The organism is Pseudomonas oplopanacis, assembly GCF_057128725.1.
The window spans coordinates 320,590-345,598 of record NZ_JBSKHV010000003.1 but is presented as its reverse complement, the minus strand read 5'-3'; the positions used below and the strand labels follow the sequence as shown (position 1 = coordinate 345,598).

The window sequence follows — 25,009 nt, the reverse complement described above, 5'->3', positions numbered from 1 at the left end:
CAGGAGCCGACATGCCGCGTACGCTCATTAGAAAGAACCCGAGCAACTTCAAGACCCTGCCGTTGTACGTCGAAGCGACTCCCGAAGGCTTGAGCTATCAGAGCGTCGGGATGCCGCTCAATTTCTCCCAGACTCTGCAACGTCGCCGTCCCGTGACGGTGGCCAGTACCGAGCGGTTTGCGCTGGAACTGGCCAACCTCGGGGTCTCGGTGCGCCTGACCCTGCATTGGCAGAATCGCGATTACTGGGTGCTGGTGCGTCAGCGTCGGCAAGACCGTGGCGACGTGGTGCTCAAGCTGATCTCCGGCTACGTGCCGGCCCATGAGCTGAACCTGCCGCTGCACACGGCGATCCAGGAGATTGCCGAAGAGTGCCTGCTGGAAACCCCGGAAGGCTGGCTCGGCGGGCGTTTTAATGACACGTGGTTGCCGGCGCCTTATGCCAGCGCCCTGCACTACCGCGAGGCGCTGCCGTTTCGCTTGACGCCGTTGTCCGGTTCGGCGCGGCCGGTGCGGTGCGCCAACCTGCAGCTGATCGAACGGCCGCGGGCTTACGTGCATTTACCCACCGCTTCGTTGCAGTTGATCTATGACTTGCGCCTCGACGTGCCCAAGGAAGCCAAATCCCTGAGCCTGTTTCATGTCGATGAGCGGCTGGAAGGCGATCAACTGGTCGCCCGCCTCGACCGCAAGCGCCCGGACTTGTACCTGATGCCCTTGCAGGACGGCCAGCCGATGGCCGAGCTGTACACCTTGAAGAAGGATCAGCTCTACCCGGCGAGCACTCGCGGGTTGTTCCTGGCGGAGAGCTTTGCCCAACAGGAAGGCTGGGTGGTGCGTGATGAGCGGATTCGCTGGAAGGATTGGGTGCGCCAGCAGGGGCTGAGCCCGCCGGGGAAAGATTCGGGTCTGGCGCGGTTACGCGGGAAGGCGAAGCAATTGCTGAAGAAAATCGTGCCGCGCAAGGCGGCACGATAGAAGCAACACCACTGGATCCTGTGACTAGGGGTTTTAACTGTGGTGAGGGGGCTTGCTCCCTCGCCACAATCAGTTATTACGGATTTTTTCGACAATCGCCGTGGTCGAGCTGTTCGCTACCAGCCCCAGCACTTTCACCGTCCCGCCATAAGCCGTCACGATGTCTGCACCGACCACTTGGTCGATCCCGTAATCACCCCCCTTCACCAACACGTCCGGCTTGACCTCGCGCAGCAGGTTTTCCGGGGTGCCTTCAGGGAAGCTGATCACCCAATCCACCGCGCCCAGACCGGCCAGTACCGCCATGCGACGGTCGACGCTGTTGATCGGACGACCCGGCCCTTTCAGGCGGCTGACCGAAGCATCGTCATTGACCGCAACGATCAAACGATCGCCCTGGGCCCGTGCCTGCTCGAGGTAGGTCACGTGGCCGGCATGCAGAATGTCGAAGCAACCATTGGTGAAGACAATCTTCTCTTTGTGCGCGCGCGCATCGGCGACGGCCAGCAAGAGCTGCTCAAGGCCCAACACACCGCGCTCGGAGCCTTCTTCACGCTGGATGGCGCGACGCAGTTCCGGGGCGCTGATGGCTGCCGTACCGAGTTTGCCAACCACGATGCCGGCCGCGAGGTTGGCCAAGGCCACCGCATGCGGCAATTCTTCGCCAGCGGCAATCGCCGCTGCCAGGGTAGAAATCACTGTGTCGCCGGCACCGGTCACGTCGAACACTTCACGGGCACGGGCCGGCAGGTGCAGCGCCGGATGATCCGGGCGCAGCAAGGTCATGCCGTGTTCGCCACGGGTCACCAGCAAGGCGCCGAGGTCAAGGTCGTGCATCAGTTGCGCGCCTTTGCTCACCAGCTCGTGCTCATCGGCGCAACCACCGACGATGGTTTCGAACTCGCTGAGGTTCGGGGTGATCAGGCTGGCGCCACGGTAGATCGAGAAATCCTTGCCCTTGGGATCCGCCAGCACCGGAATGCCACGGGCACGGGCGGCCTGGATCAGCACCTGATGGTTTTTCAGGGCGCCTTTGCCGTAGTCGGACAGCACCAGCACCTTGATGCCTTCGAGCAATTCATCGACTTGCTCGCCAAGCGCCAACGCGTCGGTGGCGAAGGGTTCTTCGAAGTCGATACGCAGCAATTGCTGGTGACGACTCATGACCCGCAGCTTGACGATGGTCGGCTGGTGCGCAATGCGCTGGAATATCGCCCGGACGCCTGCGCCCTGGAGGCTATTGGCCAGGCTGTCGGCCGCTTCGTCGTCGCCGGTCACGCCGACCAGCGAGGCCGGAGCACCGAGCGCGGCAATGTTCAACGCAACGTTGGCGGCACCGCCCGGGCGGTCCTCGATTTGCTCGACCTTGACCACCGGCACCGGCGCCTCAGGGGAAATCCGTGAGGTACCACCATGCCAGTAACGGTCGAGCATGACATCGCCGACCACCAAGACAGGGGCTTGATCGAATCGCGGCATGGACAACTTCATGGAGCAACCCACATACAAAATGAACAGGGGCGCGATATTACCACAGGGTTGGCGCTGGCTTGCGCGACGGCTGCAACGGGATGATTTTGCGGGCAAACCTGTTCATTTATTGAGCAGAAATGCCGATAGCTGCCAGCAGGCGTCGGCCAGCCTCATTTCGTCGGTGTCGATCTCGCATTCGGCTGCCAACGGCGCCTCGTACGGACTGTCGATGCCGGTGAAGTCCTTGATCCGCCCCTGCCGGGCCGCTTGATACAAGCCCTTGGGGTCGCGCTGTGCACACACCGCGAACGGCGTGCTCACATACACCTCAATGAAATCGCCCTCGGCGAACAAGCGCCGGGCGGTCTCGCGTTCGATGCGAAAAGGCGAGATCGCCGCAACGATCACAATCAGCCCCGCATCCACCATCAACCGCGCCACCTCGGCCATGCGTCGGATATTTTCCCGGCGACAGTCAGCCCCCATCCCCAGATCCCGGCACAAGCCGTCACGCAGGTTATCGCCATCCAGCAGAAAGGTGTGCAGCCCGCGCTGATTGAGCTGGACTTCAAGGGCATTGGCCAGCGTCGACTTGCCCGCCCCGGACAATCCGGTCAACCAGAGGCAACGCGGTCGCTGGCATTTGATTGAGGTACGCGACTCCTTCGACAGCGCCAGCGAGTAAGGCCTGACATCCGCAACGGACACCGACTGCGCTTTATTCATAGCCGAGCATCTCGTAGTCGCGCTGATACGCCCGACGCACCAACCGACGGGTGCGCGCCGAGCAGAAATCACGCGCGCGCATCGGTTGTCGTTGCCGGGAGCTGTTGACGTGAGGCAGCACCATCGAGCGCCCCAACTGCTCGCAGACCAGCTGAAAATCCCGTTCCAGATGCTCCTGGTAACCAATGAAGTCCAGCGCCAGATGCCCCAGGGAGTCGGTGAGGAAATCCGTTTGCGCGGCGAAATGCAATTGCCGCTGGATCGTTTCCGGGTGCAGCCAGCGAGCGACGAAATCGTCGAAGTCGCGGTAGTGGCTGACCAGTTTTTGCGCCGCATGATCGCGCCGGCCCAACTCGTTACCCCGCAGAAACGCGTAGGCCGAATAAGCCCGTTCCAGAGGATCACGCACAAAGGCGAATTTGAAACTGGCTGCAAACTGTTCGGCAAACTGCTGCTCGTACCAGTACAACGGCAAGTGACCCGGGCTCCAGTTCTCGAACATCGCCGCGCAGATGCTGCTCCCGGCGCATTTGGGCACATGAATGTACAGACAGGAGAGCTGCTCGAAGGCCTCGGGGAAACGCACATTCGCCGACATCGATTTGTTCACCACCTGGCGGTCCACCACCGACAGGCGACCCAGCAGAAACGCCCGCTGCGATTTGGGTAAGAGCTTCCAGAGATAACGTTGCAGCATGGCAGTACCCGCGCGACGGGGATGGCCCCATCGATGAAGTCAAAGTTCGTTCAGGAACCTTAACAAGCGAGTCGCAAAGATTTATGCCGGTTTGGTCAAGAAGGGTAAAGGTCTGGATACAAATCGCCGGGCGCATTGCGCGCCCGGTGAACGAGTGTCAGGCGATGTCTTCAGCCGGGGCGTCGAGGCCCATGGCGTTCAGGCGGGCGTAATAACCGTTGTGCGCCAGCAGCTCGGCATGGGTGCCGCGCTCGACGATCCGGCCCTGATCCATGACCAGGATCAGGTCAGCCTTTTCGATGGTCGACAGTCGGTGAGCGATCACCAGTGTGGTCCGGCCTTTCATCACTTGATCCAGCGCCGCCTGAATGTGGCGCTCGGATTCAGTGTCGAGCGCCGAGGTGGCCTCGTCGAGAATCAGCAACGGTGCGTTCTTCAACAGGGCTCGCGCAATCGCCAGACGCTGACGCTGACCGCCGGACAGCAGCACGCCGTTCTCGCCGACCTGGGTGTCCAGGCCTTCGGGCAACTGAGCGATGAAATCCATGGCGTAGGCGTCTCGTGCTGCTTTCTCGATGTCTTCACGCGGCGCGCCGGCCAGATCGCCATAGGCAATGTTGTTGGCCACGGTGTCGCTGAACAGCGTCACATGCTGGGTCACCTGGGCAATGTGCTGGCGCAGGTTCAACAGCTTGTACTGCTCCACTTCAACACCGTCGATCAGGATCTCGCCCTTGTCGTGGTGATAGAAGCGTGGAATCAGGTTGGCCAGGGTCGACTTGCCACTGCCTGAGCGTCCGACCAGTGCCACCATTTGCCCCGGCTCGACCGAGAAAGTGATGTCATTGAGCACCTGGCGATCGGTGTCCGGGTAAGTGAAGCTCAGGTTGCGGACGTCCAGGCGACCGGTGACGGCATCGCGCTCGACGGTGCCGGTATCGACTTCAGGCGCAACGTCCAGTTGTTCGAAAATACTCTCGGCACCGGCCACACCTTTCTGGATGGTCGAGCTGACTTCGGACAACTGGCGGATCGGCTTGGGCAACAGGCCAGCGAGGGTGATGTAGGCAACCATGTCACCGGCCGAGGCATCGCCGCGCAGGTACAGCACCAGGAACATCAGCACCGCCATGGCGGTGTAGATCACCAGTTGCAGCAGCGGCGTGTAGATGGCACCGGTGCGGGTCATGCGCAGTTGCTTGTCGGTGTTTCCCTGGCTGGCGTCGAAGAAGCGTTTTTCTTCGTAGACTTCGCCACCGAAGCTGCGCACCACGCGATAGCCCTGAATGGTTTCCGAAGCCACGTGTGTCACGTCACCCATGGCCAACTGGATTTTCTTGCTTTGCTTGCGGAATTTCTTGCTCGCGGTGCGCACCATGACCGCGATCAACGGCAGGATGGCGACCATGACCAGCGTCAGGCGCCAGTTCATGAACAGCAGCGAGGCAAACAGGAAGATCACCGTCATGCCCTCACGGATTACGACCTTGATCGCATCTGTGGCCGCCCCGGTGACCATCGTCACGTTGAAGGTGATACGCGAAATCAGATGACCCGAGTTATGCTTGTCGAAATACCGGTTGGGCAGAACCAACAGGTTATTGAACAGCTGTACTCGCAGATCATGGACTAGACCCAGGGAAACTTTGGCTAGAAAGTAGTTGCCCAGATAAGATCCCAACCCTTGCCACGCGGCGATCAGAATGATCAGCAGCGGCACCGCCTGCAACAGTTGCAGGTCGCGCAGGTAAGGCACCGTCGGGAAGAGCGCTGCCTCAGGGTTGGACAGCCCATCGACAAAGTACTTGAGGATGTAGCCGAGCATTGGCTGGGTCGAAGCGAAAATCAGAAAGCCGACGATGCTGATCAGGAACAGACTGATGTACGGCCGGACATAGCCGAGCAGGCGGAAGTAGATTTTCAAGCTCGATGGGCTTGCGGAGAGACTGGAGTCGGTCATATCACGCGTTTGTCGATAAAAAGGACGCTGACTTTAGCACAGCTTCTTCAGGGTTCTGGCAATCGCATAAAGGCTGTTATTGTTACACATCGAATTAAGCATCAAATAGCCATCACCCCGAAATGGCCGATCAACTTCAGGATTGAATCTCTCAGCATGCAACTCAGCGGTTTCAATAGTGCGTCAAATCGAGTTTTCGATTTCATTTGCCTCTGGATTCTTCCACTCGGCTATCTCTTGCTCCTGTGTGCCCTGTTCTTCCTGCCGGGCCGAAGTTTGCACCACAAGCTTTTTTATGGCTTGTTCAGCATTCCGGCGCTGATCGCCCTGTGCTTGCGCCCCCGTGAACTCAAGGAGCTGGTTCGCGAACCGATCTTCGTCGCCGTGCTGGTGTTCGCGGCCTGGGCGCTGGTGAGTTTGTGTTGGGGACCGGGCAAGGAGAGCTTCGTCGGCCAGTTCAAACCACCGCTGCATACCTTGCTATTGTTTGTCGGTTGTTATTTTCTGGTGCGCTATCGCAGCGAAATCATCCAGCCTTTGCTATTCACTGCGGCATTGGTCGGACTGATCGGTACCACCCACGATCTGTTCCTGTTCGCCCGCATGTACCAGCCCGGCCTGCGCTTGATCGGCGGCGGCGCATTCGACAATCCGCTGCTGAGCTCTCACATGTACGGCTTTTACGCAGCCTACTGGATGAGTATGAGCATGATCTGCAAGCGTCGTCACATGCTCTGGCTGAGCCTCCCGGCGCTGGCGATCATGTTCGCCGCCGTGATCAGCACCGGCTCCCGGACGCCTCTGGTGGCACTGACGATGGCGGCGCTCTGGCTGGGTTACATTTGCTGGAACCGTCGCTCCATCGTATTGCTGGGTGCGCTGGTTGCCAGCGGAGCCACGGTTTATGTGCTGTTTGCGCGAATGATCATCGAACGAGGCGACTCTTATCGCTTCGAAATCTGGCAACTGGCCGTGCAGAAAATTGCCGATCATCCCTGGATCGGTCATGGCTATAGCGCCAACCTGACCATCGATCCGGGCGTCGGCGTCAGCTTTCAGGAGCCCCACAGCTTTGTCCTGGGCGTGCTCTATTACGTCGGCGTTTTGGGTTTGCTGCCTTGGTTGTTTTTCCAGCTCTGGAGCTTGTACAGCAGTTGGCGCAATCGGCTGCAGCCGTTGTTTATCATCGCCTCGACCTGGCTGATATTCGGTATCGGCGCAGGCTTGACCGAGGGCGGCGGCATCATCTCCCGGCCCAAGGAACACTGGTTCCTGCTGTGGATTCCGCTGGCATTGATCGTCGCACTCAGCATCAACCAGCGCGCCAGACGCTTGCTGGCGATGCCCATCAAGACGTTGACCGCGACGGCCCAGCAGCAACTGTGCGCCAATGCACAGGTGATCGAAGAAGATGGCCTGGGCCCTAAAGTCCTGCGCCTGGTAGATGGCAGCTTCCTCAAGCTGTTTCGTGGCCGCCGCTGGTACACCTCGGGCAGTTTCAACCCCTACTCCGAACGCTTTGCCGTCAACAGCGAGCAACTGCGCAATCTGGGAATTCCTGCCCCGCCTATTCTTGACCTTTATCGCCTCGAAGACGGCAGCAGCGCGGTGCACTATTCACCGCTGCCCGGTAATACGCTGCGCCAGGTCCTGCAAGGCATCACCGCACCGGCGGTGCGCCAGGCGCTGGTGGAGCGTTTCGGCAAGTTCATGGCTCAACTGCATGAACAAGGCGTCTATTTCCGTTCGCTGCACCTGGGGAATGTATTGGTGCTTGAAGATGGCGAGTTTGGCTTGATCGATGTGGCCGACCTGCGTATTTACCCTTCTTCCTTGAGCCTGTTCCTGCGTCAGCGCAATCTGCGCCACATGCAACGTTACACCGTGGACCGGCGCTGGCTGTTCGAAGAACACTTCGAAGCGCTGCTTCAGGGCTATGCCATGAAAGCATCGAAGTCCGCTGTCGACAACTTGCACAGGCAAGTGCTGGCCGGGAGTTCCCCGGTCCGGGCGCACTGATGTCTGAAACCAACCCGCTCATTGCACTGGCAGCTTATCTGCTGGCCATTGCGACTTCGGCCCTGTTGTTGCGAGCAGTGCCGAAAATCGCCCGACACATCGAACATTCCGGTGAAAGCCGCTATGCCAGCATTGATGGGCTACGCGGTTATCTGGCGTTCGGCGTGTTCGTGCACCACTCGATCATTACCTTGATCTTCCTGCGTACGGGCGTGATTGATTTTCCGCCGAGCAACTTCTACTCACAGCTCGGACAGGGCAGTGTCGCGCTGTTTTTCATGATCACCGGTTTTCTGTTCTGGAGCCGATTGCTCACCCAGGGACGCCAACACGACTGGCTGGCCTTTGCGATATCGCGGCTGTTTCGCCTGTATCCGTTGTACTTGCCGCTAATGTTGATCGTGTTTGTCACGGTGTTCTACCTGCAGGACTGGGAGCTCAAGGACTCCGGCATCCGCTTCATTGGCCAGATACTGGCCTGGCTGACCTTCGACCGACCGGACGTCAATCAGTACCACCAAACCGGCATGCTGATCTCCAACGTCACCTGGACCCTGGGCTACGAGGTGTTTTTCTATCTGGCACTGCCCCTTGCCGCCATGGTGTTTATCTATCGCGGTAGCTGGCTTCAAGTGCTGTTGTGCCTGATCGGCATTGTCGCCCTGTACAAAGTGGTCGGCCTGGAGCACTCGCTGAAAAAACACTTTCTGGCGAGTTTTCTCGGCGGTATCGGCGCTGCGTACTGGATTCGCCGGCCGCAACTGGTGGCCTGGAGTCAGACGCGAATGGCGGGGATCATCGCGCTGCTGGCATTGGTGACTGCTTTCACGGTATTCAACCGCGCTTTCAGCCTGAGGCCAATACTGCTCATGTCGTTGTTTTTCGTGATCGTGGCGTCCGGCAACACCCTGTTCGGCGCGCTCAAACCGCGCAGCATCCGGTGGCTCGGCGAAATCAGCTACAGCACCTATTTGCTGCACGGCTTCGTGCTGTGGGTGTTAATCCAGCGCCTGCCGCTGGTGCTTCATCTGGATGTTCGCGACATCTGGACCTTCCTGCCGCTGCTGGCCGTGTGCAGCTGCCTGTTGATCATCATCAGCAGCCTGACGTTCCTGTACATCGAGAAGCCGGGTATTACGGCTGGCAGGAAGGTGTTGCAGTGGCTGCGCCAACGCAAAAAGGCGGACAAGGCTCTGTCAGAGAAGATCGCTCGCTGAAGCAACGCACATCCTTGTAGCAGCTGGCGAAGCCTGCGTCCGGCTGCTACAAAATGCGCATCAAGGCGGGATCAGTCTTTTTCCAGCGGCGAGAAGTACAGCCGCCCCAGACCACGCCAGGTCTTCTTGTTCCAGGCCTTGAGCGGAATTTGCGCCAACAGTTCGCGGGCCAGCTTGCGATCGCGGTTGGCGGTCTTGAGGAACATCGAGTTGAGGGACTTGTAGCGAACCTCGTCGTACAGCGGATGATCGCTGAACAAGGCGTAGGTACGCAGGATGTTGTCGATCATGAAGCGATGGTTCTTGTAGGAGTTGGTGGCGTGCTTGCGATAGCGCGCCATCAGCACATTCAGCCCATCGATAAAGTAACCGGCATGGGTCACCTTCAACTCGATCGCCAGATCTTCCAGGCGAATATCCGGATCGAACCCGCCCACCTTGTCCAGCGCTTCCCGACGGATCATCAGGGTCGGGGCCGGTGGATAGGGTTTACGCTCCAGAAACATGTCTTCGAAATCCGCCCGACGGAACGGCACATCCCGACGCTGGCGCTTCTCCGGGTACAGATTGCCGTCGGCGTCGATCAGCTCAATGTTGCCGGCGCAGATACCGACCTCGGGCTTGCCATCCATGTACTCAACCTGAGTGGCGATGCGTTCCGGCAACATGATGTCGTCGGAACCGAACGGCACGATCAAACTGCCGCTTGAGCGCGCAATGGCACCGTTGAGCGTGCTGGTCAGCCCCTGATTCTGCTGGACCCGAAAATCGAAACCATAGTGCGCCTGAAGCGCATTGATGCGTTCGACGCTGTCGTCTTTGGAGCCGTCATCGACCACTAACAGCTCGATGTTTTTGTAGGTCTGGTTGAGGACGCTGAGAATGCTTTCCTCAATATAGGGAGCGTGGTTGTACGACGCGATGATGACCGTGACGAGAGGTTGCGCGGCGCTCATGGCTGCTCCTTGCGGGCTTGATCCAAGCCGGAGTCGATCAGGTTCAGGTACTCCTGACGGAACACCTCGATGTCGTGTTGTTCCTGCAGATAACGATAGGCCTGCTCGCCCTTGGCCTTGAGCTCGTCATCCGACAGCCCGAGGTAGGTATCCAGCGCAGCGACCAGGCTCGGCACATCCTTGGGCGTAATCGCCAGCCCGCCCGCCCCTTCAATCAGGGGCAGCATGGCCGGCACGTTGGAGGCGATGACCGGCAGGTGACCGCTCATGCCTTCGAGCAGCGCCAACCCGAGGCCTTCCGCCAGGGACGGCATGGTCCAGATGTCGAAGGCGCGGATGTACTGCAAGGCGATTTCCTTGAAGCCCAACAGGTGCGCACGACCGGTCAGGCCCAAGCGTTCAATCTCGGCCTTCAGGCGCGACTCTTCACGACCGGCACCGATGATCGCCAATTGGCTGTTCGGGTACTTGTCCTTGAGCGCGGCAAACGCCTGCAGCAGATAGGTGTGGCCCTTGACCGGCACCAGACGCCCTAGCGCGCCAATCAGGCGCACCGACGGATCGATGCCGAGCATTTCGCGGGCGCGCTCGCGGCTGTGCTGCAAACCTTCGGCCTGCTCGATGTCGATAGCATTGGTGATCGCGTAGGTGTTCTGGTCGGTGAAACCGCAATCGCAGTCCAGCAGGTACTGTTTGACCGCCGGCGACACACCGACAAAACGCCAGTGGCGATCGATCAGGCGCTGGGTCTGGCGGCGTCGGTAAAACCGGTCGTACTCGCCAAAACCGTGGGAAATGCCGATGCACAGCGGCACCTTCAACCAGCGGTTCAGCGTGAGCATCATGTTCACGGGCTTGAAGCGGTTGCAGATCACCACGTCGAACTTTTGCGCGCGGCAAAACTTGTACAGCGTCCACATCGCCCGCAGGCGCATGCCTTTGAGGGACTTGTCGGAAAACTCGAAATACACCGAACGGTCGGCCCGGCTTACCGCCTCACCTGGCCCGGGCTTGCCGCGCAGGAACGCCGCCGTCACTTCGTAGCGATCACCGGGCAGCGCCTTGACGATCTGCTCTGCGAGGTCGGCAAAATCATGGGCTTTGACGTTGTAGTCAGGCTGCAATTGCAGAACCTTTAGCCGCTGGCTCATAACTCTCCCCGCTGAGAAGCGTTTGTTGGTGTGTGCTTGAGTATCCACAAGAGCTCGTGACGTCGAACCGCCTTGCGGAAGAATTCATTCTCGCCGTAGGCCGGCGGCTTGCGCTTGGCCAACAGTCGCTGGATCAACCGGCGCAGACGACGCTTGAACGGCATGGGCGGTTGCAAGTCATGCATCATGCCCAGCGCCATGGCTTTATCGCGCTGAAGCTCCAGCGACAACGGCAGGCAGCAAGGCTGCATCGGCGTGGCCGGGTCGAAGGCTGGCGGCAACGCGACGCCATGACCGGCGTCGCCCATAGGCCAACGGTCGTTGTCGTGCAGATGGTTGGCGTAGCCGAGCAGTGTGGTCGGCTGCCATTCCAGGCCTTTCAAGGCTTCGAGGACCGCTTGTTGGGCACAGATATGATCGGGGTGCGGATCGAGGGTCGGGTGCGGCAGCACGATCACTTCAGGGCGCGCTCGCAGTAATAATTCACGCAGATCGGCCAACAGGTTGTTCCAGGTCGGTGCGCCGTCGGCATCGCCCGGCAGGGCAAACGGGTTCAACTGGCGGAACAGCCGCGTGTCACCAAGATCCGCTTCGCGCGAAGCGATCGGTTGCGTCGGTGCGGCCTGCATCGCCGCCAGTTGCAGACAGAAATAACCCAGCTGCACGCAATGCGCTTGCGGCACGCCAGCCCAGCGCGGCACCGCGATGCTGTCCCAGGCCCGCAAACGACCCTTGAGGCGCGCCGCTTCGACCTTGCTCAGACCGATCTGTTGATAGTGTTCGGCTTCGATTTCACCCGCCGTCAGGGTGACGATCCAGGCTTCATCGGCCTGGCTGTACAAACCATAGGCGGCCAGTTCGGCGTCGTCGGCGTGAGGCGCAATCACCATCACCCGTTGACGACGGAAGTCAGGTTGCTCCAGCGCCCACAACACCGGCTCGCCGAGCAGGCGGCAGAAGCGTCCACGCAGGCGCAACTCACCGCGCGACAGCACTTGTGCCTGGCCACTGAGGTTCAGGTAACGCAGGCCGTTTACACCGCGTTCAAAGGTTTGGCGGTCCGGGTTATCACCACCCGACAGCTCCACCACCGGATCGATAAAGCGACCGAGCCAGCTGCTTTTGACCCGCAGCGCCAACACCAGCGTGGCGTCGTCGACCAGCATCACGCCGTCATCCAGCCGCAAACACTCGCCGTCCAGGTGCACCTTGGGTTGCGGGGTGTAGGGCGGGAAGCTGTATTGATAATCGTCTTTTGGGGAGTAAAACAGGTGGTCGGCGAACCAGGCCTCATGGGCAATCCAGCCCAGCACGGCAAGCACCAACGGCAGCCACCAGGCCACCAGCACGCCGAGGGCAATCAACAGCACCAGCGCGATCAACAGGCTGATGCGTTTGTTACGCCGATGGCGCTTGAGCAGTTGCTGTTTGCGGCTCATGGGTTCACTCACACGGTAAAAACCGGCACAGGATTGCACCAGCGGTCTTTGTATTCCCGGTCGGCGCGGCCGAAGGAAAACCGCAAAGGCTTGTCGAGGGTGCGAGCATGTTCCCAGGCACTTTGCGTGTTGAGGAAACTCAGCACGCTGCCGGGGCTGAACTCGCGGGTTTCGGGATCGACGCCACCGTTGATGTACTCGACGCTGATCCATTCCGGCGCTTCGACGCGGTACACCAGTTGAATCGCGATCGGTGCATCGTTGAGGAAAATCACCGAACCGATCAGTAAGTCGCGCAGCAGCTCGATCACCTCGCCCATGCGCTCTGCACCGGTAGCCGGGAAGCCCCAGCGACGCTGGAACAGGTCGCAATAAATCGCGGCCAGCTCGGCACTGGAAAACTCGGCGACCGGTCGCATAACGCCACCGGCTTCTTCCAGCAGGCGCAACTCACGGCGCTGGTTGTAACGGAATTTTTTCGACAGTTCTTCGGGCGTGCGCGCCATGGCCAGTTGTTCGGCCTGTAGCTTGATTTCGCTGAAACGGCCTTCGCTAAGGGCCGACAAATAACGCCCGCGATGGCGCAGCGGTGCTTGTGCATCGGCAGCTGCCGGCAGAATCACCTCGGCATTGCCGAGGTCGAACAAGCCTTTTTTGCCTCGGCGCTTGAGCACGTCCTTGGACAGCGCCAAGTCGCGTCCCCAGGTCGGGATGGCGGCTTTGACTTCACCGTTTTGCTCCCAGGCCAGGTAGCGCACCGGGATGTCGGCCAACTGCGCCAGGCGTTCAACCACCATGGGATGCGTCGCGACGCTACCGCCAAAACGTTGCCAGGCCTGTGCATAAGTCGAGGCGTCGACCACCGTCCAGCCACGTTCGCGCCAGCCTTGAAATCGGTTGAGCATCAGCCCCTCGGTGCCAGTTCTGTGACGTGTGGCAAATGCCAGAAAGCCTCGCGCACGGCGCGGTCGGAGAAACGCTCTCGCAAGCGGTCGAGCATCATCTCGGCACACTGGTGACGCTGCTGCTCGTCCATCGCGGCCAGATGGTGCAGCCCTTGAGCCAGGCGCTCGGCATCGCCCAACGGGAACAGGATGCCGACCCCTTCCACGACTTCCCTGGCACCACCGCACGCGGTCGCGAGCAACGGCACGCCGGCGGCCATGGCTTCGAGCAGCACCATGCCGAACGGTTCGTGATCGGAGCTCAAGGCAAACACATCGAAGGCACGGAAGTAGCGACGAGCATCCGGCACTTGACCGAGGAACAGCACCCGATCGCCGATACCCAGTTCCCGTGCCAGTTCCTTGAGGTCCTGTTCCAGTCGACCTTTACCGAGAATCACCAGCTGGCTATTGGCCGGCAACTGCGGTAATGCCAAGGCAAAACCGTGCAGCAGCGTGGTTTGGTCCTTGTCAGGATGCAGTCGCCCGACGTTACCGACAATCCAGGCATCAGCCGCCAGGCCCAGGGTTTCCCGAGCCTCCCGAACCGATACCTGACTGGTTTGCAAGGCTGGCACATCGATGCGGTTATAGAGCGTCTGAATTCGCCCGGCCGGCCATTTCGGCAGGCAACTGCGCATGTCGTCACGCACCGAGTCGGAAATTCCGAGCAGGCTGAGGCGCTTGCGGAAGATATGAGCGAACAGCTTGCGAGTGCCGCGCTTGTAATCGCCAAACCCGTGATGCACACCGATAACCGGCAACGAAGTGCCGAGCAAGGCGATGTAGATCGGCTTGAAGCGGTGGGCAATGCAGAAACTGAAATTGCGCGAAGCGGCGATCTTGCGCAGATCGCCGATGGCGCCCAGCTTCAGGCCACGAATGGCCTTGGAGCTGTATTCCATGAACAGCACTTCATCGGAAGCGCAGCCCGCAGCGACCTCACTGTCGGCGGCCCCGGTCAGAAAGACCGTGGTCACTCGATAGCCGGTCCCCGCGAACAGGCTGGCGTACTGCCGGGCGCAGTCCAGAAACGGGCCGTCATAGCCGTGACAGAACTGCAACACATGGCGTTCAGCCGAGCGAGTCATATGCGTCAGCGCCCTCTTTAACCACCAGGATGTCTTCCATGATCAGATACTGTAGGTCAGAGCCGAAGAACATGTTCAGGGCATCGGTCGGCGAGCAGATCATCGGCTCGCCACGACGGTTGAGCGAAGTGTTCAGCGACACGCCGTTGCCGGTCAGCACTTCCAGCGCCTTCATCATGTCGTAGTAGCGCGGGTTGTACTCGCGCTTGAGCACCTGGGCCCGGGACGTACCGTCTTCGTGGACGACTTCCGGCACGCGGGTCTTCCACTCTTCCGCCACTTCAAAGGTGAAGGTCATGAACGGCGCCGGGTGATCGATCTTGATCATCTGCGGGGCCACGGTGTCGAGCATCGACGGGCAGAAAGGCCTCCAGCGCTCGCGGAACTTGATCTGGTGGTTGATACGGTCAGCCACGCCGACAGCACTCGGGCAACCGATGATCGAACGACCGCCCAAGGCACGCGGACCGAACTCCATGCGCCCCTGGAACCAGGCCACCGGGTTGCCGTCGACCATGATCTTGGCAATGTTTTCCGGCATGTTGGCGAGCTTGCGCCAGACCGGCTTGCTCGGGTGACGGGCACAGGCTGCGAGCACGTCTTCGTTGGTGTACGACGGGCCGAGGTAGACGTGTTCCATCTTCTCGACCGGCACGCCACGGGCATTAGACACATACGCCGCCGCGCCGACCGCCGTACCTGCATCGCCGGAGGCAGGCTGGACAAACAGCTCCTTGACGTCATCGCGAGCGATGATTTTCTGGTTGAGCTTGACGTTCAACGCACAGCCGCCGGCGTAAGCCAGTTTGCCGGTTTCCTTGAGCACGTCGCCCAGGTAGTAATCGATCATCTGCAGCGAGATTTTCTCGAACAGCGCTTGAATGCTCGCGGCGTAGTGGATGTACGGCTCGTCGGCGATGTCGCCTTCGCGCTTCGGTCCCAGCCACTCGATCAGCTTCGGCGAGAAGTAGTAACCCTTGCCCTTTTCTTTGTAGCGACGCAGGCCGATGACGTTGGCGTAGTCGGTGTTGATCACCAGCTCGCCGTTTTCGAACGAAGCCAGGCGCGAGAAATCGTACTTGCTGGCGTCGCCGTACGGCGCCATGCCCATGACCTTGAACTCGCCGTCGAGCATATCGAAACCGAGGAACTCGGTGATCGCGCCATACAGGCCGCCGAGGGAGTCCGGATCGAAGAATTCCTTGATCTTGTGGATCTTGCCGTTCTCGCCGTAACCGAAGAAGGTCGTGGCGTACTCACCCTTGCCGTCGATCCCCAGGATCGCGGTTTTCTCTTTGAAACCGGAGCAGTGGTAAGCACTGGAGGCGTGGGCCAGGTGGTGTTCGACCGGCTCGATCTTGATTTTTTTCGGATCGAAGCCCAGTTGCTCGAGGCACCAGACAATCTTGTTGCGATAACGCTTGTAGCGACGGTTACCCATCAGGATCGCGTCAAGAGCACGATCCGGGGCGTACCAGTAACGCTTGGCGTACTGCCAGCGAGCCTTGCCGAAAATACTGATCGGTGCGAATGGAATCGCCACCACATCAACGTCGGACGGCTTGATGCCCGCCTGCTCCAGGCAGAACTTCGCCGACTCGTAGGGCATGCGGTTCTTTGCATGTTTATCGCGCACAAAGCGCTCTTCTTCAGCCGCCGCGACCAGCTTGCCGTCGATGTACAAGGCTGCGGAAGGATCATGGCTAAGGGCGCCGGACAGGCCAAGAATCGTCAATGCCACAGGGGTCTAGCCTCTTTAGTCTGCATGCAGGCGACAAGCGCCTCAAAAATTAATGTGCCCTCGCAAGCGGCGAGAGACAGCTAAAGGGCGGGATTATAGCTTAAAAGCGGCGGCAAACCTCTAGCCGGAAACGGAGGGCGCGCGCGTTGACAGTAGAAGGTCGTCGACATAGACTCCTGCGCAAATGGACTGGGGGATCCCGGTCGGCGTTCTGGCCTCGGTGAGTTTCACCGGGGCTTTTCGCTTTCTGAAAGGGGGAAAATCTTTAAACCCCGGTTTTCAAATCCCTCTCCCACGTTGTTACGACCGCCACTGCAGTAGAACTTGCGTTTGAGCACGTCAAAGGCACGGTTTTCCTGGCCTGAACGCAAAACGCTCATACCAATGGGTCTTGCAACAAGATCCGCCAACTGTAGCCCCGTGGAATTCACTTGTTTGGTTGCAAAGACAATATCGAACGGAAGCTGAATGCCCAATCGGTTCACGCCGTCGCACATTCGGCGAAACTCCAACTCAAGCTCGTTATCCTCCCGCTTCCCCCGACGCTCGAAAATCACATGGGTCAACGCACCCTGCTGATTCTTTTCCTGTAGAAACTCGTAAAGCGTTTCCAGACAGAAGCCGAGAGCGACGTGATAAGGATTGTGAACCGGGCCCTGTTTTTCACGGAGTTCAGCTTTGTCGATGACGCAACTGATCAGGACGAAATTGCTCGCATCAATGATGCCCGTCAACTCCTCCAGAAAGGCATGTTTGTGTTGCCTGGACGTAAAAAGGCTAGAGAACGCTCCCTTTTCTTTTCGAATTTCCAACTCATGCAGACCAATCAGGTCGTGCCCCATGTGATTGAATTTGAACTTCTGAAGGGCAGGAATAACCTTTTCGCAATAATGCCTTTTATGAAAAACACAAAATGCGAGCACGATCATTGGATAGTTTGGATCTAATGTTTGCATCCCATGATCGCCGCTCTCGTCGACGTAGATGATGTAGTCGCTGTACTTCCCGGTTGGAGGCAAACGCGTTTGCGAATCGCCATTAGCGTCGAACTCGCTTTCGTTTTCAAAAAGAAAAAACTGTTGGGAATACAACAGAGTCACCCACGGCCTGGGCGCCAGTAAATGCTGAGATTGCCGTCCGTAGCCTGGCGGTAGATCGTAAACGGCAAAGACACGGTATCGAAGACACCCGACAGGCCCAGGTCCAGCAGCACGAACGGCACAAGGAAGCCGGTCGGATCCGGCGGGGCATTCAATACGCAGAAGTCATAGGCCAGACCGCTGTAAATGCGGGGAATGGACTGACAGTAGGTTTTTTGTTTTCTGAGACTGCGGGCTGCGTCTTCATCATCTTGCAGCACCGTCATTGTGGTCCCGCAGCCGGTCAGCGCGAGCGAGAAAGCACCCAACATAACAGCGATTTTTATGGTCAAGATTTGCCCTCCGTGAACGTCGGGCAAACTAGCATCGTGGCTATTCAGGGCACAGTTCATGGGGTCTGTAGATCATGTAGGACGTTTCATTAAAACTTGTCCTCTAATCTTTGTTGCCCCATCGGCCCCCATCGCGAGCAGGCTCACTCCTACACTGGGATCTGCGTCGTGCACAAAACCCCTGTGGGAGCGAGCCTGCTTGCGATAGGACCGAAGGTCCGATTCAAGCAGCTCTGGAGATATCTTTGGGTAGACGCTGATCAATGACCTGATACAGCGCGCTGCTCTCAGGCCAGTTGCGCATGAACCGCGCCCGGTCCCGCGCATAGGCCGGGGCAAAGCTGCCCACCGAGCCATGCTGACACATCGAGTCCAGGTCAATCAGCGCCCAGCGATCTTCCTGCCAGAACAGATTGTGGCCCTTGAAGTCACCATGGCTGATGCGCGCGCCGATCAGTTCGGCGAACAAATGATCCAGCGCCAGCAGTTCCCCTTCAGGTGCATTGCCGCTTTCAACATAAGGCGCAAAACGCTCGATGATGTCCGGCCCCGGCAAATACTCGGTCACCAGATAGGCCCGACTGCGCAGCCAGAAAAAACGCGTCTCCAGCAATGCCAGCGGCTTGGGCGTGGCGATACCGAGGAACGCCAGGCGATTGCCTTCGCGCCACGAGTGCCAGGCACGGCTCGGACGCCAGAAGCGTTTGAGCCAATGGGCAAAGCCTTTGATGTTGTAGCGCTTGATGACCAGCGTCCGACCATCGATCTCGACTTTTCCTACACTCGCCGCGCCACCGGTTTTGTACAAATGGCCTTGATCGAGCAAGGCATCGGCCTGCTCCAGCACCGGCAGCATCGCCGCCTCTTCCTCACGACGAATCGCCCGCAGACCAAACGCCCCGCGCTGGACGCTGAACAGCGTGCATTCGCGGCCGACCTTGATCAGAAAGTCTTTCAAGCGCCAGGTGCGAACCTTATCGATCTGCTTCTGCAAGGCTTCCATGGGCAAGGCGTGCTCGCCGTTGCTCAACAGGTAATACACCAGCAGTTCTTCGATGAACGGTTCCAGGGTCTTGGGCAACTGCGCAAAAAATACGCCGAGGTTTTCCAGGACTTTGTTGCGCGACAACGGTTGACCCGGCGTTTCAGCACAGACACCGCCGCCATCGATCAGGTACAAGCGGCCGCGCTGACGCAGCAGGTTGTCCAGATGCAGGTCTTCCTGCCACAGCCCCTTGCGATGCATTTGGCCGATTGCGCCCAATGCCTCGGCAATCACGGCCCCTTGCATATCCGCCAACACGGGCAAGTGTTCGACTTTTTTCCAAGTCTCCCCCAGGCTTTCGGCGCCCTCGAGGAAATCGAACAGCAGCCAGCCGCCCTCGCCTTCCTTTAGCCCATCCGCCAGCAACTGCGGGGTGGTCAGGCCTTGATCGGCAAGCAAACGCACGCCGGCCAGTTCACGCTGAAAATGTCGCGCTGCCTTGCTGCCGACCAGTAACTTGGCCAGCACCGGACGGCCACGCCACACGCCGGCACCGACATAACGCTGCCCCGGCAAAACCCGCAGCAGGCTCAACAATTGCAAATCGGCGGGACCTGCGGCATCGGCCAGCGCAATGCTCATGGGAAGACTCGGTGTGCGGCCAGCGTTTTTCAGCTCGGACAAGCGCATCAGCGGGTCTCCTTGCGACTGCGTCGCGCAGTCAGACGTGACACCCAGCTGTCCACCAGCGAACTGTCCGAGGGCTGATCGACATAGACCGCCAGCAATTCGCGCAACTGCGCGTCGGTCCACTCCGGTGCGCGACGCAGCAACGGCTCCAGGTCCTTGACCCGATCACGCTGACCGAACAGCAGCGGCCGGGTCTTTTCCAGGTCGATCAACTGAGCCAGATACCCGTCGCCCGTCGCCTGAAGAAAAATATGTTTGGGGTAGAAACAGCCATGAACCTGACGCACGCCGTGCAGACGTCGCGCCAGTTCACCACAGGCTTTGAGAATGGCCGAATGTTGCGCCTCGCTCAGGTCCGACCAGCGCTGCAACAGCGAATCCAGGTCATCCCAACCGTCCAGCGCGCGAGTCAGCAGCACCGCGCGGACTTCGCCGCTGACTTTACGCTCACCAAAAAACGCTGCCTTCAGCGCCGGAATACCGAGCTTTTCATAGCGGCTGATGTTGCGAAACTCACGGGCAAAGCTCGGCTCGCCAAAGGGCGCGTGGAAGGTGCGCGTCAGGTAGTTGCTCTGTCGCTTGAGGTAAAAACCACGACCCTCCAGGTCCAGCCGAAACACACTGCTCCAGCCACCACCCACGGTGTTGGGCTCATCCACGGCTTCGAGCTGTTTGGCCCAGAGCGCATCGAACGTGCCGAGGCCATGGCGCTCAAGCAGCGCACGGTCTTCAGCGGCCAGAAAATCAGTCATTCGCGTCCCTCGAAAAATCTCACCACGTGCCGGATGCGTTTCTTGTCGGCGGCATTCAGCCGGTCACGCTGGCGGTATTGCAGGTAAAAGCGCAGGCGCTGGGTCGCCGACAGGTGATATTTGGCCACCTTGTCCAGGCAGGCCAGGTCTTTGGTGATGCGGTATTTAAGCCAGAAGCCGTGCCAGAAATCGCCATTGGGGCAATCGATCAGGAACAGCCGGGCTTGATCATCGACCAGCAGGTTGCGCCACTTCAAATCGTTATGGGTAAAGCGATTGTCGTGCATGATCCGGGTGTAACCGGCCAATTGCCGACTGATGGCGTCGACCCAGGCACGGTCTGCCAACTTGGGGTCGCGGCGCTCGGCGAAGGCCGACAAGTCTTCGGTGTTGGGCAGTTCGCGGGTGATCATCGCCCCACGACTGTAGGCTGCGCCACGTCGCTCCAGGCCCCAGGCCACCACTTCGGCGGTGGGAATGCCCCACTTGGCGAAGCGTTTGAGGTTCTGCCATTCGGCCTTTACCCGGGGTTTGCCCAGGTAACGACGCAGGCCTTTTCCAGCGCCGACGTAGCGTTTGACGTAATAATTGACGCCGTTGCGATTGACGCGGATGACCTCGGACAACGGGTCGCGGGTCACGCGCTCGCCTTGCAGCGCGAACACCGCTTCAAGGCTGCCAAAATCTTCTGCCAAATCGCTGTAAGCGGGCTCCAGTCTCCAACCCGCCATCAGAGCGCATCCCCATATCGCTGTTTACGGTCATAGAGTTTATTGGCCTTGCCTTCAAGCCAGGCGAGCAATGACGCTTCCTCGGCCAGAATCTGGCGCAGTGGCTGCTGGAAGTAGCCCTTGAGGAAACGCATTTTGTCGCGCCGGGTCAGGCCAATGTCCAGGGCCGAAAAGTACAGCGCCGCCAGATCCTTGTTGCGCCAGCGCTGGGTGATCGCCGGGCGGGTCTGGGCACGATGCAGGTCGATCACCGAGAGTTTGAAATCATCAGCCGTCACCGGTTTGTCGGTGTGCAGCAGGAAGTGGCAGATGTAGCAGTCGCGATGGTTGACCCCGGCGCGGTGCATCATGCCGGTCATGCGCGCGACTTCGGCGATCAGCGCTCGCTTGAGTTTTGGCTCGGGCGGGTTTTTGACCCAATCAATGCTGAAGTCTTCGAGGCTGACGGTCGGCGCCAGTTCTTCGGTGACGATGAACGAATGCTGATCCGCCGGGTTGCTGCCCTTCTCGCCGTAAGCCACGGCGGTCATGGTCGGCACGCCGACTTCTTGCAGGCGCTGAATGGCTTTCCATTCCTGACCCGCGCCGAGGACCGGCAGCTTGGCCGTCAGCAGGTTCTTGAAGATCTCGCCCCAGCCAATGCCCCGGTGGATCTTCACGAAAAAACCATTGCCGTTCACTTCAGTGCGCAAGGTCCGGCGCGCTTCCAGCTCACGGTAAACCTCGCCCTCGAGGCCTTCGACTTCGGTGAACGCATCGCGTCCGGCCCAAAGGCTCTTGAACGGTTCAGCCAGCATCAACTTCATTAAGCGTGCTCCGCCAGAATCACATCGGCCGCGCGTTGCGGCATGCTGTAGAGGTCGGCCGTCTCGGCAAAGGCCAGACCGTTGCGGCTCCAGGCCGCCCGTGCTTGAGCGTCATTCAACATGCCGGTCAGGTACTGCGTCAGTTGTGCCTGCTCGAAGGGTTCGTCCAGCACCAGACCGGCATCGGCCTCGGCGATGTAATGGGCGTAACCACAGACCGCGCTCACCAACACCGGCAACCCGGCCACCAGGGCTTCGAGCAACACGGTCCCGGTGTTTTCGTTGTACGCCGGGTGGATCAACAGGTCAGCGCCGAGCAGGAAACGCGGGATATCGCTGCGCCCCTTGAGGAACGTCACGTTATCGCCCAGACCCAAAGCAGCGCTCTGCATCTGGAATAATTTGGGGTCATCCTGGCCAATTACAAACAGCCGGGTGCGTTTCTTCAGATCGGCGGGCAAAGCGGCCAGCGCCTTGAGGCTGCGATCCACGCCTTTGGTCTTGAACCCGGAGCCGATTTGCACCAGCAGCAGTTCATCGTCTTTCAGGTTGAACTCGGCTCTAAAACCGGCACGAATCTCGGCGGCATTGGCCGGCGCACGACGGTCCTGGGAGATCCCCGGTGGCAACAGGTGAAAACGTTCCAGCGGCGTGTCGTAATGTTTGATGAACAGCGGCTGCTGCACTTCGGAAATCATCAGCACTTCGGTCTTGGCGTCCTTGGCGAACACCGCGCGCTCGTACTCGGCGAAGTGCCGGTAGCGGCCCCAGCGACGGTACAGCGAGTGCCGCAGGTTCTGCGCCTTGTCTTCGAAACAGCCGTCGGCGGCGTAGTAAACGTCCAGGCCCGGCATCTTGTTGAAACCGATCAAGCGGTCCACGGGGCGCCTGGCCAAGTCCGCTTCCATCCACTCGCTGAGTTTTTCGTTACGGCGATGATTGAACAGCGCCTTGACCGGCGCCACCAACACTTCGAAACCCGGCGGAACGTCGCCTTCCCAGATCAGTGTGTAGACACGAATCTGATGGCCGCGCTGCTGACATTCGAGGGCGATGCGCATGAAGTCACGCTGCAGCCCCCCGAACGGAAAATACTTGTACAAGACGAATGCCAATTGCATCAGCGCAGCTCCTCAGCCAGTAACAACGTGCTCAGTCGGGTCGCGACACGCTCGGGATTCAGACGCGTGAAGCACAACGGCCACTCGCGTTTCAGGTTGAACTGACGGGCATCCTGTTCCGTCGGTTGATACGTGCATTTCTTTTGCAGGCACGGGGCGCAGGGGAAATCGCTGGCGATGTGAATCTGCGCTTTACCGTAGGCACCGGTCAGGCCCGGGTTGGTCGGGCCGAACAGCGACAGGGTCGGGACGTCGAGAGCGGCGGCCAGATGACCCAGGCCGGTGTCCACGGCGACACAGGCTTGCGCGCCGGCCAGCACTTTGCCGACACCGGCGAGGTTCAACTTGGGCAACACTTCGACATGGCGGAACCCGGCGGCGATGCGCTCGGCCCGGGCTTTCTCGACCGGGTTGCCCCACGGCAGCTTCACGCCGACGCCCAGATAGCCGACGCGCTCGGCCAGCTCGCGCCAGTAGGCTTCCGGCCAGTGTTTGGTGTCCCACGTGGTGCCATGCAGGAAAAGCACGTACGGATTCTTGCGTGGCAGTTCGACCAGGCGCTCGACGTTCAGGCCGTAGTCGCCCAAGCCTTTGGGCAAGTCATAGCCCAACGCCAGAGCGAATAGCTGGCGCACCCGCTCCACCGCGTGCTGCCCACGCCCCACCGCCAGACGACGGGAGTAGAAACGCGCCGCCACCGGCTCGCGCGCCGAGTCCTTGTCCAGCCCGGCAACGGGCGCTTTGACGTAGCGTGTCAACCAGGCGCTTTTCAGCAGGCCCTGGGCGTCGATCACCAGATCATATTTTTCGGCACGAATGGCTTGTTTGAAGCGCTTCCACTCGCCGCTCTTGATGGTTTGCCAGAGGTTCTTGCGCCAGCGACGGATCGCCACCGGGATCACCTTGCCCACGGCCGGGTGCCAGGTCGGAATCTCGGCAAAGCCTTCTTCCACCACCCAGTCGAACTTGATGCCGGGGATCGCCCGCGCCGCGTCGGTCAACGCCGGCAACGCGTGAATCACGTCGCCCAGCGAAGAAGTCTTGATCAGCAGAACCCGCAAACTATTTGACCTCGACCACAGTGCCCTGCAACCGCTGCAAGGCTTCGTTCACTGCTTGCGGCATCAGCTGGCGCAAGCAGTTGTAATGACCGAAACGGCACGTGCGATCGAAGCACGGACTGCATTCGATGCCCAGGCGTACCACTTCGACGTGCTCGGCCAACGGCGGGGTAAAGCCCGGCGATGTCGAGCCATAGACCGCCACCAGCGGGCGGTTCAACGCGGCGGCGACGTGCATCAGGCCAGAGTCGTTGGACACCACCGCGTCGGCGCAGGACATCAAATCGATGGCTTCCGCCAGCGAGGTGCCGCCGCTGAGGTTGACCGCCTCTTCACGCAGGCCGGGAATCAGCCGCGCGCGGATGTCTTCGCCCACCGCGTGATCGTTTTTCGAACCGAACAGCCAGACTTGCCAGCCTTCACGAATCTTCGCCTCGGCGACCTTGGCGTAATGCTCGGACGGCCAGCGCTTGGCTTCGCCGAACTCGGCGCCTGGGCACAGGACCAGCACCGGGCGGTCGAGGGCCAGGTCGAATTTGGCCAGCGTCGCTTCGCGGGTGACCGGGTCGATCTGCAAGCTCGGGCGTGGATAAGGGGTCGGCAGTTCGGCGCCGGGCTCATAAGCCAGGGCCATGAAGCGCTCGATCATCAGCGGATAACGTTCTTTATCCAGCGTGCGCACGTCATTGAGCAGGCCGTAGCGGAACTCGCCACGCCAGCCGGTGCGCTTAGGAATGCCGGCGAAGAACGGCACCAGCGCCGACTTCAGCGAATTGGGCAGCAAAATCGCCTGGTCGTACTGGCCGGCCAGGGATTTGCCGATGCGCCGACGGGTCGCCAGCTCCAAGGCACCGTGGCCGAGCGGAAAGCTCAAGGCCTGCCGGACTTCGGGCATGCGCTCCAGGATCGGCCGGCTCCACTCGGGGGCCAGGACGTCGATTTCGCATTGCGGGTGGCGTTGCTTGAGGCACTGAAACAGTGTCTGCGCCATCACCATGTCACCGACCCAACTGGGCCCAACGATCAGAATTTTCATGTGG

The 25,009-nt window shown here is 60.0% G+C and carries 22 protein-coding genes; 3 read left to right on the top strand and 19 right to left on the bottom strand.

What is annotated here, in order from left to right; translation table 11 throughout:
- Positions 1-11: 11 nt before the first annotated feature.
- Positions 12-977, top strand: a complete 966-nt coding sequence (locus ACWKV5_RS09495; RefSeq protein ID WP_310266789.1) for a metal ABC transporter ATPase — start codon at positions 12-14, stop codon at positions 975-977.
- Between the two features lie 69 nt (positions 978-1,046).
- Here ACWKV5_RS09495 and hldE read toward each other — a convergent pair whose 3' ends face one another.
- The 4 genes from hldE to msbA form a co-directional block, all read right to left on the bottom strand.
- Positions 1,047-2,468, bottom strand: a complete 1,422-nt coding sequence (hldE, locus tag ACWKV5_RS09490; RefSeq protein WP_483841069.1) for a bifunctional D-glycero-beta-D-manno-heptose-7-phosphate kinase/D-glycero-beta-D-manno-heptose 1-phosphate adenylyltransferase HldE — start codon at positions 2,466-2,468, stop codon at positions 1,047-1,049.
- A gap of 102 nt (positions 2,469-2,570) precedes the next feature.
- Positions 2,571-3,176, bottom strand: coding sequence for an adenylyl-sulfate kinase (gene cysC / locus ACWKV5_RS09485; protein ID WP_483841068.1), 606 nt, complete (start codon positions 3,174-3,176; stop codon positions 2,571-2,573).
- Positions 3,169-3,873 carry a sulfotransferase family 2 domain-containing protein gene (locus ACWKV5_RS09480; protein WP_483841067.1) on the bottom strand — a complete coding sequence of 235 codons (705 nt, stop codon included), beginning with the start codon at positions 3,871-3,873 and terminating at the stop codon, positions 3,169-3,171. Before ACWKV5_RS09480 ends, cysC begins: the two co-directional genes overlap by 8 nt.
- Positions 3,874-4,030: 157 nt before the next feature.
- Positions 4,031-5,833: a lipid A export permease/ATP-binding protein MsbA gene (gene msbA, locus ACWKV5_RS09475; protein ID WP_483841066.1), complete on the bottom strand. Its 1,803-nt coding sequence runs from the start codon at positions 5,831-5,833 to the stop codon at positions 4,031-4,033.
- A gap of 156 nt (positions 5,834-5,989) precedes the next feature.
- Here msbA and ACWKV5_RS09470 point away from each other — a divergent pair, with 156 nt between their 5' ends.
- A complete protein-coding gene (locus ACWKV5_RS09470; RefSeq protein ID WP_483841065.1) occupies positions 5,990-7,852 on the top strand; it encodes an O-antigen ligase family protein in 1,863 nt (620 codons plus the stop codon).
- Positions 7,852-9,069, top strand: a complete 1,218-nt coding sequence (locus ACWKV5_RS09465) for an acyltransferase family protein (protein ID WP_483841064.1) — start codon at positions 7,852-7,854, stop codon at positions 9,067-9,069. Before ACWKV5_RS09470 ends, ACWKV5_RS09465 begins: the two co-directional genes overlap by 1 nt.
- Positions 9,070-9,140: 71 nt before the next feature.
- Here ACWKV5_RS09465 and ACWKV5_RS09460 read toward each other — a convergent pair whose 3' ends face one another.
- The 15 genes from ACWKV5_RS09460 to waaF form a co-directional block, all read right to left on the bottom strand.
- Complete coding sequence (locus ACWKV5_RS09460; protein WP_483841063.1) at positions 9,141-10,025, bottom strand: glycosyltransferase; 885 nt, start codon at positions 10,023-10,025, stop codon at positions 9,141-9,143.
- Positions 10,022-11,176 (bottom strand): glycosyltransferase family 4 protein, encoded by a 1,155-nt coding sequence (locus ACWKV5_RS09455; RefSeq protein WP_483841062.1) that lies wholly within the window; start codon positions 11,174-11,176, stop codon positions 10,022-10,024. The genes ACWKV5_RS09460 and ACWKV5_RS09455 overlap by 4 nt, the downstream gene beginning before the upstream one ends.
- Complete coding sequence (locus ACWKV5_RS09450; RefSeq protein ID WP_483841061.1) at positions 11,173-12,615, bottom strand: PIG-L deacetylase family protein; 1,443 nt, start codon at positions 12,613-12,615, stop codon at positions 11,173-11,175. The genes ACWKV5_RS09455 and ACWKV5_RS09450 overlap by 4 nt, the downstream gene beginning before the upstream one ends.
- Positions 12,616-12,623: 8 nt before the next feature.
- Positions 12,624-13,520: an antimicrobial resistance protein Mig-14 gene (locus ACWKV5_RS09445; protein WP_483841060.1), complete on the bottom strand. Its 897-nt coding sequence runs from the start codon at positions 13,518-13,520 to the stop codon at positions 12,624-12,626.
- Positions 13,520-14,650 (bottom strand): glycosyltransferase, encoded by a 1,131-nt coding sequence (locus ACWKV5_RS09440; protein ID WP_483841059.1) that lies wholly within the window; start codon positions 14,648-14,650, stop codon positions 13,520-13,522. The genes ACWKV5_RS09445 and ACWKV5_RS09440 overlap by 1 nt, the downstream gene beginning before the upstream one ends.
- Positions 14,634-16,391 carry a carbamoyltransferase family protein gene (locus ACWKV5_RS09435; protein ID WP_310266764.1) on the bottom strand — a complete coding sequence of 586 codons (1,758 nt, stop codon included), beginning with the start codon at positions 16,389-16,391 and terminating at the stop codon, positions 14,634-14,636. Before ACWKV5_RS09435 ends, ACWKV5_RS09440 begins: the two co-directional genes overlap by 17 nt.
- Positions 16,392-16,618: 227 nt before the next feature.
- Complete coding sequence (locus ACWKV5_RS09430) at positions 16,619-17,485, bottom strand: DUF3800 domain-containing protein (RefSeq protein WP_483841189.1); 867 nt, start codon at positions 17,483-17,485, stop codon at positions 16,619-16,621.
- 2 nt (positions 17,486-17,487) lie between these two features.
- Complete coding sequence (locus ACWKV5_RS09425; RefSeq protein WP_483841058.1) at positions 17,488-17,823, bottom strand: YceK/YidQ family lipoprotein; 336 nt, start codon at positions 17,821-17,823, stop codon at positions 17,488-17,490.
- 223 nt (positions 17,824-18,046) lie between these two features.
- On the bottom strand, positions 18,047-19,498 hold the full coding sequence (locus tag ACWKV5_RS09420; RefSeq protein ID WP_483841057.1) for a lipopolysaccharide kinase InaA family protein: 1,452 nt from the start codon (positions 19,496-19,498) through the stop codon (positions 18,047-18,049).
- The gene (locus ACWKV5_RS09415) at positions 19,498-20,250 is read right to left on the bottom strand and encodes a lipopolysaccharide kinase InaA family protein (RefSeq protein ID WP_483841056.1); all 753 of its coding nucleotides are present in this window, start codon (positions 20,248-20,250) and stop codon (positions 19,498-19,500) included. Before ACWKV5_RS09415 ends, ACWKV5_RS09420 begins: the two co-directional genes overlap by 1 nt.
- On the bottom strand, positions 20,247-20,981 hold the full coding sequence (locus ACWKV5_RS09410; RefSeq protein ID WP_483841055.1) for a lipopolysaccharide kinase InaA family protein: 735 nt from the start codon (positions 20,979-20,981) through the stop codon (positions 20,247-20,249). Before ACWKV5_RS09410 ends, ACWKV5_RS09415 begins: the two co-directional genes overlap by 4 nt.
- Positions 20,981-21,787, bottom strand: coding sequence for a lipopolysaccharide core heptose(I) kinase RfaP (rfaP, locus tag ACWKV5_RS09405; protein WP_483841054.1), 807 nt, complete (start codon positions 21,785-21,787; stop codon positions 20,981-20,983). Before rfaP ends, ACWKV5_RS09410 begins: the two co-directional genes overlap by 1 nt.
- The gene (locus tag ACWKV5_RS09400) at positions 21,787-22,908 is read right to left on the bottom strand and encodes a glycosyltransferase family 4 protein (protein ID WP_483841053.1); all 1,122 of its coding nucleotides are present in this window, start codon (positions 22,906-22,908) and stop codon (positions 21,787-21,789) included. Before ACWKV5_RS09400 ends, rfaP begins: the two co-directional genes overlap by 1 nt.
- Positions 22,908-23,969 carry a lipopolysaccharide heptosyltransferase I gene (gene waaC, locus ACWKV5_RS09395; protein WP_483841052.1) on the bottom strand — a complete coding sequence of 354 codons (1,062 nt, stop codon included), beginning with the start codon at positions 23,967-23,969 and terminating at the stop codon, positions 22,908-22,910. Before waaC ends, ACWKV5_RS09400 begins: the two co-directional genes overlap by 1 nt.
- 1 nt (position 23,970) lies before the next feature.
- The gene (gene waaF, locus ACWKV5_RS09390) at positions 23,971-25,005 is read right to left on the bottom strand and encodes a lipopolysaccharide heptosyltransferase II (protein ID WP_483841051.1); all 1,035 of its coding nucleotides are present in this window, start codon (positions 25,003-25,005) and stop codon (positions 23,971-23,973) included.
- Between the last annotated feature and the right edge of the window lie 4 nt (positions 25,006-25,009).

Coding starts and splice junctions, on each gene's coding strand:
- ACWKV5_RS09495 (WP_310266789.1), top strand. CDS start 12: ATGCCGCGTACGCTCATTAGAAAGAACCCGAGCAACTTCAAGACCCTG.
- hldE (WP_483841069.1), bottom strand. CDS start 2,468: ATGAAGTTGTCCATGCCGCGATTCGATCAAGCCCCTGTCTTGGTGGTC.
- cysC (WP_483841068.1), bottom strand. CDS start 3,176: ATGAATAAAGCGCAGTCGGTGTCCGTTGCGGATGTCAGGCCTTACTCG.
- ACWKV5_RS09480 (WP_483841067.1), bottom strand. CDS start 3,873: ATGCTGCAACGTTATCTCTGGAAGCTCTTACCCAAATCGCAGCGGGCG.
- msbA (WP_483841066.1), bottom strand. CDS start 5,833: ATGACCGACTCCAGTCTCTCCGCAAGCCCATCGAGCTTGAAAATCTAC.
- ACWKV5_RS09470 (WP_483841065.1), top strand. CDS start 5,990: ATGCAACTCAGCGGTTTCAATAGTGCGTCAAATCGAGTTTTCGATTTC.
- ACWKV5_RS09465 (WP_483841064.1), top strand. CDS start 7,852: ATGTCTGAAACCAACCCGCTCATTGCACTGGCAGCTTATCTGCTGGCC.
- ACWKV5_RS09460 (WP_483841063.1), bottom strand. CDS start 10,025: ATGAGCGCCGCGCAACCTCTCGTCACGGTCATCATCGCGTCGTACAAC.
- ACWKV5_RS09455 (WP_483841062.1), bottom strand. CDS start 11,176: ATGAGCCAGCGGCTAAAGGTTCTGCAATTGCAGCCTGACTACAACGTC.
- ACWKV5_RS09450 (WP_483841061.1), bottom strand. CDS start 12,615: ATGAGCCGCAAACAGCAACTGCTCAAGCGCCATCGGCGTAACAAACGC.
- ACWKV5_RS09445 (WP_483841060.1), bottom strand. CDS start 13,520: ATGCTCAACCGATTTCAAGGCTGGCGCGAACGTGGCTGGACGGTGGTC.
- ACWKV5_RS09440 (WP_483841059.1), bottom strand. CDS start 14,650: ATGACTCGCTCGGCTGAACGCCATGTGTTGCAGTTCTGTCACGGCTAT.
- ACWKV5_RS09420 (WP_483841057.1), bottom strand. CDS start 19,498: ATGCGCTTGTCCGAGCTGAAAAACGCTGGCCGCACACCGAGTCTTCCC.
- ACWKV5_RS09415 (WP_483841056.1), bottom strand. CDS start 20,250: ATGACTGATTTTCTGGCCGCTGAAGACCGTGCGCTGCTTGAGCGCCAT.
- ACWKV5_RS09410 (WP_483841055.1), bottom strand. CDS start 20,981: ATGGCGGGTTGGAGACTGGAGCCCGCTTACAGCGATTTGGCAGAAGAT.
- rfaP (WP_483841054.1), bottom strand. CDS start 21,787: ATGAAGTTGATGCTGGCTGAACCGTTCAAGAGCCTTTGGGCCGGACGC.
- ACWKV5_RS09400 (WP_483841053.1), bottom strand. CDS start 22,908: ATGCAATTGGCATTCGTCTTGTACAAGTATTTTCCGTTCGGGGGGCTG.
- waaF (WP_483841051.1), bottom strand. CDS start 25,005: ATGAAAATTCTGATCGTTGGGCCCAGTTGGGTCGGTGACATGGTGATG.